Genomic DNA, 16,022 nt, shown 5'->3' with positions numbered 1-16,022 from the left:
GGAACGGATGGACGGCAAACGGGGGTGGCGAACGAGGGCGAAGAAACAGACGGCGAACGGGGGCAGTGGATAGGGGTAGACAAACGGACGACGAACGGGGATGGGGAGATTCAAGAGGCCCGCGCGTGCCATCTCGAGTAGATGCGCCACGATCACCTCATCACGAGCAAACACCTCACGCGGGAGGACGTCGAGGCCGTCCTCGACCGGGCCGCCGAGATCGACGCCGATCCGGACGCCGTCGCCGGAAAACACGAGGGGACGATCCTCGGCCTGCTCTTTTTCGAACCGAGCACCCGAACGAAGATGAGCTTCGAGACGGCGATGAAACGCCTCGGCGGGGACGTCGTCGACATGGGATCCGTTGAGTCCTCGAGCGTCAAGAAGGGGGAGACGCTCGCCGACACCGTCCGCGTCATCGAGGGGTACGCCGACGCCATCGTCGTTCGCCACCCGAGTCAGGGCTCCGCGAAGATGGCGAGCGAGTTCGTCGACGTCCCGCTGATCAACGCCGGTGACGGGGCGGGCCACCACCCGACCCAGACGCTGCTCGACCTCTACACGATCCGGGAAAACGCCGGCCTCGACGACCTCTCGATTGGCATCATGGGCGACCTGAAGTACGGACGGACGGTCCACTCGCTGGCCTACGCACTGTCGAACTTCGACGCTCACCAGCACTTCGTTAGCCCGGAGAGCCTGCAACTGCCGCGGGAAGTCGTCTACGACCTCCACCAGGAGGGGGCGTCCGTGCGCGAACACGAGAGCCTCGAGGAGGTCCTCGACTCCCTGGACGTCCTCTACGTGACCCGCATCCAGCGCGAGCGGTTCCCGGACGAAAACGAGTACCAGCGAATCGCCGGTGAGTACCAGATCGATCTCGAGACGCTCGAGGGTGCGAGCGACGACCTGACGGTGATGCACCCGCTCCCGCGGGTCGATGAGATTGCACCCGAGATCGACGACACCGATCACGCGGCGTACTTCGAACAGGCGCACAACGGGGTGCCGGTTCGGATGGCGCTGCTCGATCGCCTTCTCGAAGGGGGTGTGTCTCGATGAGCGATAATCACGACGACGACCACGACCACGAACTCCGCGTCAGCAAGATCCGAAACGGCACCGTCATCGACCACGTGCGGGGCGGCCAGGCGCTGAACGTCCTCGCGATCCTCGGAATCGACGGAAGCCAGGACGAGGAGGTTTCGGTCGGGATCAACGTCCCCTCCGACCGACTCGCCCGCAAGGACATCGTGAAAGTCGAGGGCCGCGAACTGAGCCAGGAGGAAGTCGACGTGCTCTCGCTGATCGCGCCCGACGCGACGATCAACATCGTGCGTGACTACGAGGTGGCGAGCAAACACCGCGTCGAACGACCCGAGGAGGTCGAGGGCGTGCTGACCTGCCCGAACGCGACCTGCATCACGACCGAGAACGAACCCGTCACCTCCCGCTTCGACGTCCTCGAGGACGGGGTTCGCTGTTCGTACTGCGAAACGATCGTTCGCGACGAAATCGCCGACCTGATCGACTCGAGCTAGGTAACGAACTGATTTCTCGTCCGATTTCCGAGACTATCCAGAATCTCTAAGTGTTAGGCGATTGATTCTCTACGCGTACATGTCGCGTACGATCAAATTCCTGTTCGTCCTGGTCGCCGTCGTCGTTCTCTGGAAAGTCGTCTTCAGCACGTCCGAGGTCGACGTCGAGTACGAGCCGACCGAGTAGAGAGGAACCGAGCGAATCAGAACCGCTTACCGTCTCGACGTCCTATCGCCGCCCATGTACGGCGTCGTGACGCGAAACCCCGACGAAGTCGCGTGGGACGACTTCGGCCGGGCGTTCTACGAAGTCAAGGACGTGACCGGCCGGTCTGCCGAACCGCTCCCCGATGCAGTGAACATGGTCTCCTGTTTCGGCGACAACGCGGCGGCCGACGCCGACCCCTCGCTCGTCCCCGTCGACGACGAGGGCCATCCCGCCACGCGAGACCGGCCCTACTTCGACTGGGCCTACATCTGCCCTTCGCGAACCGAGTACCGGGATGGACTCCTCGAGATCATCGACGACTGCGTCGCTGCGAACGAGGACGTTCGTCTCGACGACGTCGGTTTCCCGCGCCCGGAGTACTGTCGATGCAAGGTGTGCGAGCGACGTTTCGCCGAGAGCGAGTTCGAGGATCGGTTCGCGTGGCGCGCGAACGTGATCACCGAGTTCGTCGAGGCGGCGGCCGATCGTATCCCCGGCCGCGTCTACCTGACGCTGTATCCCGACCCCTACCCGGGACACCTCTACGAGCGATCCGGGCTCGACCTCGCGGCCCTCGAGCCCCACGTCGACGAGTTCGTCGTCCCCCTCTACGACATGGGGTACACGACGACCTACTGGCTCGAGACGATCGCCAAAGGGTTCGAGAGCGCGCTCGAGACGCCGTTCAGTATCGAACTCTACGCGGTGAACGTCGACCTCGAGAACCTGTGTCAGGCGGCCGAGGTGGCCGGCCACTACGGGAATGACGTCATCTTCGGCTACGAGGCGGGCAACGCGCGGGCCGCGGTGCGGCGACTCCAGGCCGACCAGCGCGAGGGCGTCTCACACGGCGACCCCTGACGCGACTGCGGCAAACGCCGACACATACTATTTGACCGTGGGTCTCGAACACACGACTCACAGCGATGTACGAGCGAATCCTCCTCCCCACCGACGGCAGCGAGACGACGGGTCGCGCCCTCGAGCACGCGATCGACCTCGCGAACCAGTACGACGCCGCGTTACACGTCCTCTACGTGATCGACAAGGCCGTCTTCGCGGGTGACGTCGAAACCGGCCCCATCGTCGAGCAGTTTGAGACCGTCGGCGACTCGGTCCTCGAGGACGTCTCCGGCGAGGCTGCCCGGGCCGGCGTCGAGCCGGTTATCACCACGCTCGAGCGCGGCAGTCCTCACACGAAGATTCTCGAGTACGCCGAGGCTCAGGGGATCGATATGATCGTGATGGGGACGCACGGACGGACCGGGCTAGATCGCTACCTGATCGGGAGTGTGGCCGAGAAGGTGGTCCGGCTCTCCGACACGCCGGTGTTGACGGTCCGCCAGGCGGAAGACGTTTCGGGCGGAGGCGAACGATAACCGGTAACGAAGCGTTATCAGTCACTCCTCGGCAGCATCGGCCGCCAACTCCTCGAGCACCGTCTCGGCGTTTTCGACGGCCTGTGGCTTCTTCGCCGGGTAGGCCTCGACTTTCGCGCGGAACGTGATCCCCTCGCCGAGCCGGACGTCCCCGCCGAAGGCGGCTTGCTTGTCCAGGCGGAGAAACAGTTCGCAATTGTCGGTGACGCGATCGTCGAGTTCCGCCAGCAGCCGGTCGAACGTCTCGAGGTCGGTCAACTGGGAGAGAACGTGACGAACGTCGTCGGCGTTTTCGACGCGGGCCGAGAGAACGAGGATGCGGTCCCCGTAGTGGCCCTCGCTCTCGACGCGTTCGATCTCGGACTCTTCGGGGAGGAAGCGTCTCAGCGCCGCCTCGACGCGCTTGTCGTCTTCGGTGGCGTAGCAGAACGTTCGCAGGTCGACGTAGTGAAGCGGAATCTGTGGCATCGGCGTATCCTCGAGTCGGGGCCAACGGATCGGGAGTGGTACTCGCTACTGGGCGTGGATCGGTTACGCGTCGTCTGCGTCGGCTTCCTCGTCCTCGACGACGTCCTCGTCGGCGGCCTCCTCAAGGGCGTCCTCCGGAACGCCGGCCTCCTGGCCGTCCTCGAAGCTGATCGTGTAGGTCGTGTCGCCGAACATCGACTCCATCGTCTGGGTGATGGTGCCGGTTTCGCCGTCGAACTCGCTGTGCTTATCGTGTAAGACGACGCGGTCGTCTTCGTCGAAGCTCATACCGGCTTTTCCCCGTCGTCGGGTAAAAAGGGCGTGATTCCCGCCAGCCCCGGCGAAGCCGTTCGGGGAGATACGATTACCGGGCAATCACGGCTCGCGTCCACTCGTATGCCGTTCCGACGACGACCGAGATCCCGTAGCACCCGGCGACGAAGGGGATCCAGTAGACCCAGAGCTCGAACTGTGGTGCGAGCCTGTGGCCGATCGCTGACCCGATCGCGTAGATGATGTAGCCGGGAAGCGCGAGCGGGGAGAACAGGGCCGTCTTGAGCCAGCCGAGGCCGAACGGAACGACCAGCAGGAGAAACGTACCGATGGTCGCCGGGCTGGCCAGGACGCGTCGGAGAGTGAGGGTCATCGGGCCACCTCCGCCTCCGTCTCGAGTAGGCCGTGTAGTGCGAGGACGCGGGCCGCCGCTGCCCGCGTGAACGCGTTTTTGGTAGATCGGTCGAGCATGAAGCGAGTCGTCTCGAAGAGGTAGGCGGTCGACCCCAGTTCGTGTGCTGCCTTCTTGAACAGGAGCGGACTCGGCTGGGTGCTCTCCATGGCCACGAACCGGTGGGCGGGCATGTACCAGGGAACGAGGTCCTCGTTGAGAGACGTCGCGAGTTCGTCGCCGTGGGCGTCAGGCGTGTGGAAAACTGCCTGGCCGACGTATCGGTCGTGGAGGCCGAAGATGCCGAGCGATCGGTGCAGGTCGAGCACGACGTCGGGGTCGTAGCGTTCGACGGCGTCCCAGATGCCGCGAGCGAGGTCAGTTATCGGTTCACGGTCCAGTGGAAACATCCGGTTGAGGTCTCCGTCAGTACCTTCTCGCCGCTCGTTCTCGACGGCGACGCGGTTCGCCTCGGGGACGACGACGAGCGTCCCCGCGTCGGGGTTCCAGTCGGTGATTTCGTGAGCGACGTCGATGCCGTTGTACTCGTCGCCGTGAATTCCGCCGAACACCATCACCGTCGGGCCGTCTTCCGGCGCGTCGACCACGTGCAGCGGCGTCTCGTGCTCAGTTCCAGAGAGGAGGCCTTCCGTCTCTCGTTCGACCCCGTCCGCCGCTGGCGGTGCTCGAGCCGCCGAAACGAACGCGTCGTCACGCAACGTCTGACCCGCGGCGGCCGCAACCGTGACCATCCCAGCGGCGAGGGCCCCACCGGCGCCCAGGACCGTCCGTCGTTTCATCGTTCAAACCGATAACGTGCTCCCTTAAGCGGGTTTCCATCGGCGAGATCAATGTCAAAATAGGTATGATTCGACGATTCTCGTCCCTGGTGCGAACGCTCGAGAGCGTTCTCACTGACCGTTCTGACCGAGTTCCTCGAGCAAGGTCTCGGCGGCTGCCCGGGAGGATTCCGGGCCACGGCCCGTGATCAGGTCGCCGTCGACGATTACGTCCGTGTCGGCCTCGGCGTCGGCGTCCCAGTCGGCGCCGGCAGTGGCGACCTCGTCTTCGACCCAGTAGGGAAGTTTTCGGCCGTCGGGGAGCAGGTCCCGGTCGTCGACGATGTCTTCCTCCCACGCGTTGGGGAACCCGGTGACCCGCCTTCCGTTGGCGAGGAACGCGCCGTGGCTGTCGCGGGCGAACGCGAGGATGCCGACGGCGTGGCAGACGACCAGGGCCTTCCCGTCGCCCTCCAGAATCGTCCGCAGGGCGACTCGAGCGTGGTGGTCCTGGTTGACGTCCCACTCGGTGCCGTGCCCGCCCGGGAAGACGACCGCGTCGAAGTCTTCGGCGTGGACGTCCGCGATTGCCTCCGGATCGCTCAGCCGTTCGTCCGTCTCGTGGCGCTCCTCGACGCGTTCGGCGGTCTCCTCGCCGACCGTCTCGGGATCGATCGAGCGGTCGTCGATCTCCGGCGGCCCGCCGGATGGCGTCGCGATCGTCACCTCGACGCCCGCGTCCTCGAGCGTCTCGAGCGGGTCGATACACTCCTCGCCCCAGTAGCCGTACTCGCTCACGACGAATAGTGCGTTTGCGTCCGTCATCGAGTGAATGGACGGGTGCCACGGGGGAGTATCCTCCCCTGTCGTGTGCAGGGGTTGCCCTCGAGCGCTCCGGTGTCCCGATGCCCCGGCACCCCGACGCCCAGCGCCTGATGTCACGATGCACCAGTACCCGGTGTTCCGACCCTCCCGCATCCCGAGGCCCGTGCCTCTGCCTCCCGGTGCGCTCAACTATTCTGACGGTCACCCCGACGTGCAGAGGACTTTTCGGTCCCGGCGGCGTTACTCGAGACGACCATGTCACGACGTCCCAACCCACTCGACGACCTCGGTTCGTTCCTCGAGCGACTCGGCCGCGAGTTCGACGCCGCAACCAGCTCGTGGAACCCCGAGTTCACCCCAAGAGGCGGCCTCGGCTGGTCGCTCCAGGATCGCGAACCCAACGTCGACGTCGCCGACTACGGCCACGCGTTCGTCGTCAGCGCCGACGTCCCCGGCTACGACGCGGACGACCTCGAGATCCAGGTATCGGGCGAGAGCCTGCAGATACGGGGCACCCGCGACCAGACGCGAGATCGCGACGGTGCGAGCATCATCAGACACGAGCGGCAAGCCAGTACCTTCAATCGGCGAGTGGCGCTTCCCGACCCGATCGAGACCGACGCCGTCGACGCGACGCTCAACAACGGCGTGCTGACGGTTACGCTCGCGAAACGCCAGCCGGCGGACGAACCCAGGCGGATCGACATCGACTGAGCGACTCACTCCCTGGAACCGTTCCCGGAATCGAGATTCAGCGCCTCGAAAAATCGTCGCCGAACCCGAGTGTCGACGAACGCCAGCACGCTCTCGTCGTCGCTGGCCTCGTCGGCGAACAGTCCCAGCCCAATTCGGCCGCCAGCCATGTCGTGGTGACCGCCAACCGACCCGAATTCGCCGTAGGCGTCCTCGAGAACGTCGCCGATGTTGATCCGCGGATCGATCGACCGCCCGCTCAGTCGAACCGTCCCGTCGACGATGCCGTAGGTGAGCGTCGTGTCGACGCCCTCGATGTTGAGGAGGTAGTCGGCTGCCTGGGGAAGTGCGTCCGTCTCGACCGTTCGACCGACGCTCGCGGTGACGGCCGATCCGCGGCGCTCGCGGGTGGTTATCGCTCGACCGATCGCGTCGATCGTCGCCGGCGAGAACGCGCTACCATACAGCTGTTCGAGCGTCTCGAGGTCGGCCTCGGGGTACACCGCCAGCGCGGCTTCGTACTCCCGCTGGGTCGGCTCGCGGACGAAGTCCAGGCGTTCGCGGTGGAGCGCGAAGAGCAACGCGGACGCCAGCCGCGTCGTCAACGGGACCTCGAGTTCGTGGAGGTACTCGACGAAGATCGTCGCCGTCGCCCCGTAGTCGGTTCGGACGTCGACGAACGTCGCGTCGGCGGATTCGCCGGGATGGTGGTCGACGATCACGTCCGGTTCGAACCGAGCGTCGAGTGCCGTGTTCGCCGTCGGCATGGAGTGATCGACGAACGCGAGACAGTCGTACTTGCCGATATCGAGATCCTCGAGCGGTTCCACGTCGATATCGAGGCGGTTAACGAACGCCCGGTTTTGCTGGTGGGATATCTCGCCACCGTAGGCGATGGCCGTCTCGGCGACGTCCTGGTCGGTCGCGATCGCCTCGAGTGCGAGCGCGCTCGCGAGCGTGTCCGGGTCGGGGTTGTCGTGACAGACGATCACGAGCGACGAACTGTCGGCGAGGACGTCCGCGAGGTCCGCTGCACGAGACATACCCGACGTAGGAGGGGGAAACGCTTCAACGTCGCTCCTGAATTCGATGTGTTGTCACCGAAACGAATACTGTCGGTCAGCGATCGACGTTTCTCCTCGAGCGGCGCGCTGTCGGTCGTCGTTCTTCGAACTGTCTCGTACGGGAGGTGGTGCGATCGTCGTCGGCTATCGCTCTCTCTGAGCCCGCCGAAGCGTCGAATTCCTCGAATCATCGACCCCATCGAACCCACGACCCCTTCGAAGCCGTTGGAGCCGTTGAATCCGTCGACACCGTCGACGACGTTCCGATACCACTTAGCGACGACGCCACGAACCTCGAGTATGGACCAGCACGACTTCGTTCGGCTCTCGCTGCTCGCCTTCGGACTCGTCGTCCTGAGCTTCGTCGTGCTCGGATTCAGTCGGATCGTCCTCCCGTTCCAAACGGCCCAGATGGTCGCCGCCCCCATCGGCCTCCTCGGGTTCGCGCTCGTGATCTTCCTCTTCCTCCGTGCGACTGCCGCGGCGATCGGTATCGCGCCAATCGAGGAAGACGCCGACGCAGACGCGCGTGGGAACGAGAGCGCGTAACCCCGGCCGCGAACGCAACCGTTTTTCACCGTTCGCCCGAATCCGAGCGTATGAGCGCGTTTTCCGTCACCGAAATCGCCGACCTCGGTCTCGAGACCCGGGTGGCCCTGTTCCAGCGCGACGCCGGAATCGACGCCGCCAGGAACGACGCCCGCGAGATCGTCGAGCGCGTCCGCGAGGAAGGCGACGTCGCCGTCCGGGAGTACTGTCGCGAGTTCGACGGCGTCGACGTCGGCAATCTCGAGATCACCGACCAGTGCGAGCGCGCCGTCGAGGACCTCTCGGCCGACGTCCGCGACGCCATCGACACCGCCATCGAGAACGTCCGCGAGTTCCACCAGGCCCAGCTCCCCGAGGACTGGCGACGCGAGTTCGACGACGGGCGCGAACTCGGTCGACGATTCCGACCGCTCGAGCGCGCCGGCGTCTACGTCCCCGGCGGCACGGCCGCCTACCCCTCGAGCGCGATCATGGGTGTCGTCCCTGCCGCAGTCGCGGGCGTCGAGCACGTCTCCGTGGTGACGCCGCCAGCCGAGGAGATCAACCCGGTCACGCTCGCGGCGATCCACCTTGCCGGGGCCGACACCGTCTACAGCGTCGGCGGCGCCCAGGCTATAGCTGCCCTCGCCTACGGAACCGAGAGCGTCACCTCGGTTCAGAAGGTCGTCGGCCCCGGCAACCGCTGGGTGACCGCTGCGAAAGCCGAGGTTCGCGACGAAGTGGAAATCGATTTTCTCGCGGGGCCGAGCGAGGTCGTCGTCGTCGCCGACGAGACCGCCGATCCTGAGTACGTTGCCGCCGAACTCCTCGCCCAGGCCGAGCACGACCCGAACGCCTCCGTCGTGGCCGTCACGGACGACGAGGCGACCGCCGAGGCCGTCGTTGACGTACTCGAAAAATCGCTCCCCGACCGCGAGCGCGAGGAGACGATCCGGGAGGCGCTCGAGAACGACGCCAGCGCTGTCTTGCTCGCCCGCTCGATGAGCGAGGCGATCCTCTTCACCGAGGAGTACGCCCCCGAACACCTCGCCATCGTCGCCGACGACGACGAGTCCATCCTGGACCGCGTCGACAGCGCTGGGAGCGTCTTCCTCGGCCCGAACACCCCCGTCGCGGCGGGCGACTACGCCAGCGGCACTAACCACGTCCTTCCGACGAACGGTGGCGCGAAAGTCGCGGGCGGGCTCTCGGTAGAACACTTCCTCCGGGCCACGACGGTGCAACGGCTCTCCGGCGACGGACTCGCGGAACTCGCGCCCACTATCACGACTCTCGCCGACGCGGAGGGCCTCGAGGCCCACGCCGAGAGCGTCCGCGTCCGTCTCGACGACCGGGACGACGAGTGAGTTCCCCACCTCGGCGAGCGTCACAGTTAACACCGAGGCAGCCGTGGAGTGCACTATGAGCACGGAGAGCGCAGACGGTGGATCCGCCAACCCACGAATCGAGGTGACCGAGACCGCCGCCGAGCGCGCCCTCGAGTTACTCGAGGCCGAAGACTACGACACGACGGAGGCCGGACTCCGACTGTTCGTCCAGCAAGGCGGCTGCGCCGGCCTCTCCTACGGGATGCGATTCGACGAAAAACCGGAAGCCGACGACGCGATCTACGACCACCACGACCTGCGGGTCTTCGTCGACCCTGCGAGCCTCAAGTACATCGAGGGCAGCATCCTCGACTACGAGAGCGGCCTCCAGGCCGAGGGCTTCCACGTCGAAAACCCGAACGTCGTCAGCGAGTGTGGCTGCGGCGAGTCCTTCCGGACCTGATTACGCTACTCCTGTAGTTCGAACGCAACCGTCACTTCCGCCTGGTACTGTCGCTCCTCTACGGACGCGATTTCGACGCCGAGTTCGTCGACTTCGACCCAGTAGACGTTGTTCAGCGTCGACTCCGCCCGGTCGATGGCGTCGTCCGCTGCGGCGTCGAAGCTCTCAGTACTCGTTCCGATCAGGGTGATCTTCTTGAAGACCATTGCACGGCCCCCTACATCGGTGGTCGCCTTAAACGTACGCTGAGCACTGTTCGAGTACAGGTACCGCCGCTGATCCCCACTTCTGGGCTCGAGGTGGGCCCTCGAGTTCGGTATTCGACGCCAGCGCTGGCGTTCTCGACGTCCTGGAGTGTCCGAGTTGGTCGTCTAGGCGTCTGCTCGAGAACGGGAGTTCGGCGGTGGCTCGACGAGTGCCGCAGCTCTTCAGTATGAAAACGATATGAATGGAAGCGGCGAGCCGGAGTTTCCAGCGGATCTCTCACGCCAGTACTGACCGAAACGCGGGCGGGCTTATCTGCCGTGTTCGGGATGGGTACGGGAGGTACCCCGCCGCTGTGGCCGCTCTAATGCCGATCGGCGGAATCGAACCGCCGCGAAGACGCCAGTATCGGTGGATACTGTATGTGGTATGAGTGGGTCGGCGGCGAGCCGGGGTTCCCAGCGGGTCTCCCACGCCAGTACTGGCCGAAACGCGGGCGGGCTTAACTGCCGTGTTCGGGATGGGTACGGGTGGTGCCCCGCCGCTCTGGCCGCCGTAACGCCGACTCGCGGAGTCGAACCGCGACGATACCAGGGTCGGTGTACGGTGTCTAGGGTTCTCTGGTCGCTGTGACCGTTATGTACGTGTAGTCCAATTAGCGCCTGGACCCGTTCTTACGGGTTGATCCATGCGAAATGAATGGTGGCTCGATCTGTTAGTGCTCGCGGGCTCAACACCTCGTTGCCTCGGTGCGTACACCCCGAGTCTATTGAACTCGTCTTCTACGAGTGATCTCGGTGGTATCTCTTTTTCAGGTGGGTTTCGAGCTTAGATGCGTTCAGCTCTTACCCCGTGGTGCGTCGCTGCCCGGCACGTGCCCTCTCGGACAGCCGGTACACGAGTGGCACCCATTCGGAGTTCCTCTCGTACTATACGAACGTTCCCGTCAGATACCGTAACACCCCCAATAGATAGCAGCCGACCTGTCTCACGACGGTCTAAACCCAGCTCACGACCTCCTTTAATAGGCGAACAACCTCACCCTTGCCTGCTTCTGCACAGGCAGGATGGAGGGAACCGACATCGAGGTAGCAAGCCACCCGGTCGATATGTGCTCTTGCGGGTGACGACTCTGTTATCCCTAAGGTAGCTTTTCTGTCAGCAATTGCCCGCATTGGGCGGGCTAATTGGTTCGCTAGACCACGCTTTCGCGTCAGCGTCCGTTGTTGTGCCGGACACTGTCAGGCTTCCGTATGCTCTTGCGCTCTTTCTCGGGTCTCCGACCCGAGTGAGGAAACCTTGGGGCGCGCTCGATATCTTTTCAAGCGCGTACCGCCCCAGTCAAACTGCCCGGCTACCAGTGTCCTCCGCCAGGAGTGAGAGTCGCAGTCACCATCGGGTAGTATTTCAGTGATGCCTCGGTGGCCCGCTAGCGCGGGTACCTGTGTAACGGCTCCTACCTATGCTGCACAATGGCGACCACGTCTCAGTGACAGCCTGCAGTAAAGCTCTATAGGGTCTTCGCTTCCCCTTGGGGGTCTCCAGACTCCGCACTGGAATGTACAGTTCACCGGGCCCAACGTTGGGACAGTGGCGCTCTCATTGATCCATTCATGCAAGCCGCTACTAAAGCGGCAAGGTACTACGCTACCTTAAGAGGGTCATAGTTACCCCCGCCGTTAACAGGTCCTTCGTCCCCTTGTACGGGGTGTTCAGATACCTGCACTGGGCAGGATTCAGTGACCGTACGAGTCCTTACGGATTTGCGGTCACCTATGTTGTTACTAGACAGTTGGAGCGCCCGAGTCACTGCGACCTGCCACTTTCCGTGGCAGGCATCCCTTATTGCGAACGTACGGGACTAACTTGCCGAATTCCCTAACGTCGGTTGCTCCCGACAGACCTTGGCTTTCGCCGCCACGAGTACCTGTGTCGGATCTCGGTACGGACAGTGTGCTTGCCTTTTCACGGGCTCTGGGTTGACCTCTCTTGCGTTATCCAGCCATTCGACCGCTTCGTGCCATTACGGCTTCCACGGTCTTGGACTGTTCACCCGGGCGAAAGCCCGGGAGAGGCGGCCCCAAAGCGTCGGCTTTGAGTGCACACTGGCATAGGAATATTAACCTATTTCCCTTTTGTCAGCTTCGAATTGCGGGCTGACTTAGGACCGGCTAACCCTCAGCTGATTAGCATTGCTGAGGAACCCTTACTCGTTCGGCCGTCGGGGTTCTCACCCGACTAACGCTGCTACTATGACCAGAATTTTCGTTACTGCACGGTCCACACGACCTCTCGGCCGTGCTTCCACCCGAACAGTACGCCAACCTACGGAATCGTGCGGTGAGGCACGTCGCTAGGTCTCGGTGATGAACTTGAGCCCCGATCATTTTCGGCGCCGCAAACCTCGGCCGGTAAGCTGTTACGCTTTTCTTAGAGGGTAGCTGCTTCTAAGCTCACCTCCCGGCTGTCTAGGGCTTGCGACCACCTTCGATCGCACTTAGTCCATACTTGGGGACCTTAACCCAGCTCTGGGTTGTCTCCCTCACGGTACACAGGCTTACCCCGCGCACCGGACTCCCCGCGTCGACGGCGTTCGTAGGTTCGGAGTTGGACAGGGGGGCGAACTCCTCTCGGAGTCCGGTCCCCCAATCCGTCGCTCTACCCCACGAACTACCTCAGCGGAGGTCATGCTTCGACATGTTTCGGTTGGAACCAGCTGTTTCCGGATTCGATGGGCCTTTCACCCCTAGACATAGGTCACGCGAGGGTATTGTAGGACACCAACGCTAGCGGGCCTCCACGTGGCTTTCGCCACGCTTCACCCTGCCCATGCCTAGATCATCCGGTTTCGGGTCGTGCCCGCCTGACTCCCCGCGCTTGAACACGGTGACCCTGGTCGTAAGACTGCGGTCATATCGGTTTCCCTCTGCCTTCCCCGATACTCGGGTTAGACTCGTCAGACAGGCACACTCTCTGGTTCGTTTTTCAAAACGTACGACGGAACACCGGCTTCCCTCCCGGCTTACTACAGGTTCGCACCTGGTTCATTGTGAGAGGGACCTTGTATGCCCCGTCGCTCTATCGCCAACTGAGTTCACGCCCTATTGCACCTCCCTTTTTGGGGTGCTTTTCAGCGTTCGCTCACGCTACTTGTTCGCTATCGGTCTCGAGGAGTGTTTAGTCTTCGCGGTCAATGCCCGCGGTTTTCACGAGGGATTTCCAACCCCCGCTACTCTGGAGCTGACGCACACTTTAGTGATCGACGGTACGGGACTGTCACCCTGTTTCGTACCCTATTCCAAGGGATTTCTCGTCGATGGTCGAGTGCTGAGAGTCAGTCCGAACACCACATTGCCCGTGAGGGCTTCGGTTTGGACTGTGTCGGGTTCACTCGCCGTTACTAACGACATCGCGGTTTGCTTTCTTTTCCTGTCGATACTAAGATGTTTCAATTCTCGACGTTCCCCATTGCGCTAAGCAATTGCAAGAGGATTCCTATTCGGAGATCTCGGGTTCTTCCCCTCCGTGCGGGTCCCCCGAGCTTATCGCAGCTTGGCACGTCCGTCGTCGGCTCTCGAGCCGAGCGATCCACCAGTTGGCACAGTAGCCACGTTCTTTCGGATCGGTGCTGCACAGAATGCAGCGGTTGTGACCCGGGAACGGGTCCAGTGGACGCCTGGACTACACGTACATACGGTCTTCATCTGCCACCAGTAGACGGCTGGTGGCATCGACCCTTCCCTCCCTCGCTTGCGCCGGGAGGTGCATCAGTTTTGCTTACGGATTATATTCTCTTTCGGTCACGTACTTAAGAGCACGGATTCGACTTCGCCTGGTGACGCTCCCACATGACTATCTCTGGCACGGAACGTTCGCTCGAGCCGAGACGTACTCCGGGAACGCTGAGACGCCCTCGCCCTCCAGACACAGATTCGCCGGGGAGTGAACGCTTTTGGTGGTTCCCACACCACACTATGCCATGCCACCAGCTAGCGACGACTCGAGCGCACCGGACGTCGGCGAACTGACGCCGCCGACGCGAACCCTGATGGGACCAGGGCCGAGCGACGTGCACCCGCGCGTACTCCGGGCGATGAGTACGCCCCTCGTCGGGCACCTCGATCCCTCGTTCATCGAGATTATGAACGATGTGCAGGAACTACTCCGATACGCCTTCCAGACGGACAACCAGTGGACGATCCCCGTCTCGGGAACCGGCTCGGCCTCGATGGAGGCGGCCATCGGTAACGTCGTCGAACCGGGAGACACGATGCTCGTCCCGACCAACGGCTACTTCGGCGGGCGCATGGCGTCGATGGCTCGCCGTGCGGGCGGTGAGGTCGTCGAGGTCGACGCGCCGTGGGGCGAACCGCTCGATCCGGCGACGGTCTCGGACGCGCTCGCGGAACACGACCCCGACGTGTTCGGATTCGTCCACGCCGAGACGAGCACGGGCGTTCGTCAGCCGAACGTCCCCGAACTCACCGCCGCGGCCCACGACCACGACGCGCTCGTGATCACCGACACCGTCACCTCGCTGGGCGGCGTCGAACTCCGCGTCGACGAGTGGGACATCGACGTAGCCTACTCCGGCCCGCAGAAGTGTCTCTCCTGCCCGCCGGGGGCCAGTCCGCTCACCCTCTCCGACGAGGCGATGGAGAAGGTCCTCTCGCGCGAGGAGCCCTCCCGGTCGTGGTACCTCGACCTCTCGCTGCTCGAGGGCTACTGGGGCGACGAACGCGCCTATCACCACACGGCCCCGATCACGAACGTCTACTCGATCCGGGAGGCCCTCCGCCTGGTCGCGGAAGAGGGCATCGAGAATCGCTGGGCGCGCCACCGTCGACTCGCGGGCGCGCTCAAGGCCGGCGCCGAGGGGATGGGCCTCGAGATGAACCCGGACGACGAGTACTGGCTCCCGAGCCTCAATGCCGTCCGGGTTCCGGAGGGGATCGACGACGGAGAGGTCTGTGACGAACTCCTCGAGCGCTACGACCTCGAGATCGCGGGCGGCCTGGGCGACCTCGCGGGCGAAATCTTCCGCATCGGCTGTATGGGCTACTCCGCGAGTCCGGAGAACGTCACACTCCTCATCGCGGCGCTGGCCGACGTGCTCGACGATTTCGGTGCGGACGTCGATCCGGACGGCGGCGTCGCTGCGTGTCGTGAGGCCCTCCGATAAGTGGGTGCGGGGACTGTCGTTAGACAGTGACTGTCGGTCCTGGCGGTGCGCGTTCGACCTGATAATCCTCGCCGTCGGCGGCGATGATGGCCCACTCGTAGCCCGGATCGAGGCTCTCGAGTTGGACTTCGAGGTCGTCTACGTCACCGGGTTCGGTGACGAAACAGTGAAATTGTCCCGAGCATCGGGGAAGCTGTTCGACGTCGGAGACGGCGTTGACGTGAACGACTTTCCACGCCCGTTCTGCTCGGAAATCCGGTCCGTTGCCCTCGACCGTGTAGCCGAGTTCAGCAAAGATCGACCTGGCCTGCTCGACGAGTCGCATGTTAACAGGACCCATTCGAGTAGAACTACATCGGACACCATGATAAACGTTTGCACGGCGACAGGCAATGGACATCTCGAAGGACGTCGCTACCTTCAGCTGCTTCCCGTAATTACTCGTGGGCAGCGTCCCACTCGGTCGGTTTCCGGAGGTTGCCACAGCGGTTACACAGGATGCGTCCCATCGGGTCCATCGCGTTGTCGATCGATTCACAATTCGAACAGAACCAGCCGTAGCGACGCCTCCGCTCGCGGCTCTCGAAGGCGACCAGGAACGGTCCCTTGGATCCGCGGTCGCCGTCGGTCGTCGCGACGTAGACCGTGTCCCCGTCGTCGGTAGCCACCGCTTGCATACCGCCCGCTACGGAATCG

The 16,022-nt window shown here is 63.6% G+C and carries 18 protein-coding genes and 3 rRNA genes; 9 read left to right on the top strand and 12 right to left on the bottom strand.

Translation table 11 applies throughout. The features are described 5' to 3' along the window. The first annotated feature begins 141 nt into the window (after positions 1 to 141). The 4 genes from pyrB (at position 142) to NGM29_RS14635 (ending at position 3,128) form a co-directional block, all read left to right on the top strand. On the top strand, positions 142 to 1,062 hold the full coding sequence (gene pyrB / locus NGM29_RS14650; RefSeq protein WP_254157125.1) for an aspartate carbamoyltransferase: 921 nt from the start codon (positions 142 to 144) through the stop codon (positions 1,060 to 1,062). Then, entirely contained in the window at positions 1,059 to 1,541 is a 483-nt protein-coding gene (gene pyrI / locus NGM29_RS14645; RefSeq protein ID WP_254157124.1) for an aspartate carbamoyltransferase regulatory subunit, read from the top strand. The genes pyrB and pyrI overlap by 4 nt, the downstream gene beginning before the upstream one ends. A 241-nt stretch (positions 1,542 to 1,782) precedes the next feature. After that, entirely contained in the window at positions 1,783 to 2,610 is an 828-nt protein-coding gene (locus NGM29_RS14640) for a hypothetical protein (RefSeq protein WP_254157122.1), read from the top strand. A gap of 65 nt (positions 2,611 to 2,675) precedes the next feature. Then, on the top strand, positions 2,676 to 3,128 hold the full coding sequence (locus NGM29_RS14635) for a universal stress protein (protein WP_254157120.1): 453 nt from the start codon (positions 2,676 to 2,678) through the stop codon (positions 3,126 to 3,128). A 21-nt stretch (positions 3,129 to 3,149) separates the two neighbouring features. Here NGM29_RS14635 and NGM29_RS14630 read toward each other — a convergent pair whose 3' ends face one another. The 5 genes from NGM29_RS14630 to NGM29_RS14610 form a co-directional block, all read right to left on the bottom strand. Next, the gene (locus NGM29_RS14630; protein ID WP_254157118.1) at positions 3,150 to 3,596 is read right to left on the bottom strand and encodes an RNA-binding protein; all 447 of its coding nucleotides are present in this window, start codon (positions 3,594 to 3,596) and stop codon (positions 3,150 to 3,152) included. A 63-nt stretch (positions 3,597 to 3,659) separates the two neighbouring features. Then, positions 3,660 to 3,884, bottom strand: a complete 225-nt coding sequence (locus NGM29_RS14625) for a DUF1918 domain-containing protein (RefSeq protein WP_254157117.1) — start codon at positions 3,882 to 3,884, stop codon at positions 3,660 to 3,662. A gap of 76 nt (positions 3,885 to 3,960) precedes the next feature. Further along, positions 3,961 to 4,242 carry a hypothetical protein gene (locus tag NGM29_RS14620; RefSeq protein ID WP_254157116.1) on the bottom strand — a complete coding sequence of 94 codons (282 nt, stop codon included), beginning with the start codon at positions 4,240 to 4,242 and terminating at the stop codon, positions 3,961 to 3,963. Next, on the bottom strand, positions 4,239 to 5,060 hold the full coding sequence (locus tag NGM29_RS14615) for a succinylglutamate desuccinylase/aspartoacylase family protein (RefSeq protein ID WP_254157115.1): 822 nt from the start codon (positions 5,058 to 5,060) through the stop codon (positions 4,239 to 4,241). The genes NGM29_RS14620 and NGM29_RS14615 overlap by 4 nt, the downstream gene beginning before the upstream one ends. A gap of 111 nt (positions 5,061 to 5,171) precedes the next feature. Then, positions 5,172 to 5,864 carry a type 1 glutamine amidotransferase domain-containing protein gene (locus tag NGM29_RS14610; protein ID WP_254157114.1) on the bottom strand — a complete coding sequence of 231 codons (693 nt, stop codon included), beginning with the start codon at positions 5,862 to 5,864 and terminating at the stop codon, positions 5,172 to 5,174. A gap of 255 nt (positions 5,865 to 6,119) precedes the next feature. Here NGM29_RS14610 and NGM29_RS14605 point away from each other — a divergent pair, with 255 nt between their 5' ends. Next, positions 6,120 to 6,578: an Hsp20/alpha crystallin family protein gene (locus NGM29_RS14605; RefSeq protein WP_254157113.1), complete on the top strand. Its 459-nt coding sequence runs from the start codon at positions 6,120 to 6,122 to the stop codon at positions 6,576 to 6,578. Between the two features lie 5 nt (positions 6,579 to 6,583). Here NGM29_RS14605 and NGM29_RS14600 read toward each other — a convergent pair whose 3' ends face one another. Then, positions 6,584 to 7,600: a DHH family phosphoesterase gene (locus NGM29_RS14600; protein ID WP_254157112.1), complete on the bottom strand. Its 1,017-nt coding sequence runs from the start codon at positions 7,598 to 7,600 to the stop codon at positions 6,584 to 6,586. 321 nt (positions 7,601 to 7,921) lie between these two features. Between NGM29_RS14600 and NGM29_RS14595 the strand changes: the two genes are divergently transcribed. Genes NGM29_RS14595 through NGM29_RS14585 form a run of 3 tightly spaced genes read left to right on the top strand, consistent with a single transcriptional unit; the run spans position 7,922 to position 9,940 of the window. After that, on the top strand, positions 7,922 to 8,170 hold the full coding sequence (locus NGM29_RS14595) for a hypothetical protein (protein ID WP_254157111.1): 249 nt from the start codon (positions 7,922 to 7,924) through the stop codon (positions 8,168 to 8,170). 50 nt (positions 8,171 to 8,220) lie between these two features. Continuing rightward, on the top strand, positions 8,221 to 9,516 hold the full coding sequence (gene hisD / locus NGM29_RS14590) for a histidinol dehydrogenase (protein WP_254157109.1): 1,296 nt from the start codon (positions 8,221 to 8,223) through the stop codon (positions 9,514 to 9,516). Between the two features lie 55 nt (positions 9,517 to 9,571). Continuing rightward, entirely contained in the window at positions 9,572 to 9,940 is a 369-nt protein-coding gene (locus NGM29_RS14585) for a HesB/IscA family protein (RefSeq protein ID WP_254157107.1), read from the top strand. Between the two features lie 5 nt (positions 9,941 to 9,945). Here NGM29_RS14585 and NGM29_RS14580 read toward each other — a convergent pair whose 3' ends face one another. From NGM29_RS14580 to NGM29_RS14565, 4 genes are all read right to left on the bottom strand, one after another. Beyond that, complete coding sequence (locus NGM29_RS14580; protein ID WP_254157105.1) at positions 9,946 to 10,146, bottom strand: dodecin; 201 nt, start codon at positions 10,144 to 10,146, stop codon at positions 9,946 to 9,948. Between the two features lie 243 nt (positions 10,147 to 10,389). Further along, positions 10,390 to 10,511: ribosomal RNA gene (gene rrf / locus NGM29_RS14575) — 5S ribosomal RNA — on the bottom strand. Between the two features lie 69 nt (positions 10,512 to 10,580). After that, positions 10,581 to 10,702, bottom strand: a 5S ribosomal RNA gene (gene rrf, locus NGM29_RS14570). 139 nt (positions 10,703 to 10,841) lie between these two features. Then, positions 10,842 to 13,760, bottom strand: a 23S ribosomal RNA gene (locus tag NGM29_RS14565). Between the two features lie 363 nt (positions 13,761 to 14,123). On the opposite strand from NGM29_RS14565, the gene NGM29_RS14560 reads away from it, so the two are divergent. Then, positions 14,124 to 15,326, top strand: a complete 1,203-nt coding sequence (locus NGM29_RS14560) for a pyridoxal-phosphate-dependent aminotransferase family protein (protein ID WP_254157103.1) — start codon at positions 14,124 to 14,126, stop codon at positions 15,324 to 15,326. 19 nt (positions 15,327 to 15,345) lie between these two features. Here NGM29_RS14560 and NGM29_RS14555 read toward each other — a convergent pair whose 3' ends face one another. Together NGM29_RS14555 and NGM29_RS14550 are read right to left on the bottom strand one after the other, a co-directional pair. Beyond that, positions 15,346 to 15,651, bottom strand: coding sequence for a DUF7116 family protein (locus tag NGM29_RS14555; RefSeq protein WP_254160577.1), 306 nt, complete (start codon positions 15,649 to 15,651; stop codon positions 15,346 to 15,348). A gap of 112 nt (positions 15,652 to 15,763) precedes the next feature. Then, complete coding sequence (locus tag NGM29_RS14550) at positions 15,764 to 16,003, bottom strand: DUF5816 domain-containing protein (protein WP_254157101.1); 240 nt, start codon at positions 16,001 to 16,003, stop codon at positions 15,764 to 15,766. Positions 16,004 to 16,022: the final 19 nt, after the last annotated feature.

The sequence above is a fragment of the Natronosalvus rutilus genome, from assembly GCF_024204665.1.
Lineage (GTDB): Archaea > Halobacteriota > Halobacteria > Halobacteriales > Natrialbaceae > Natronosalvus > Natronosalvus rutilus.
This window is presented reverse-complemented; position numbering and strand designations above follow the sequence as displayed.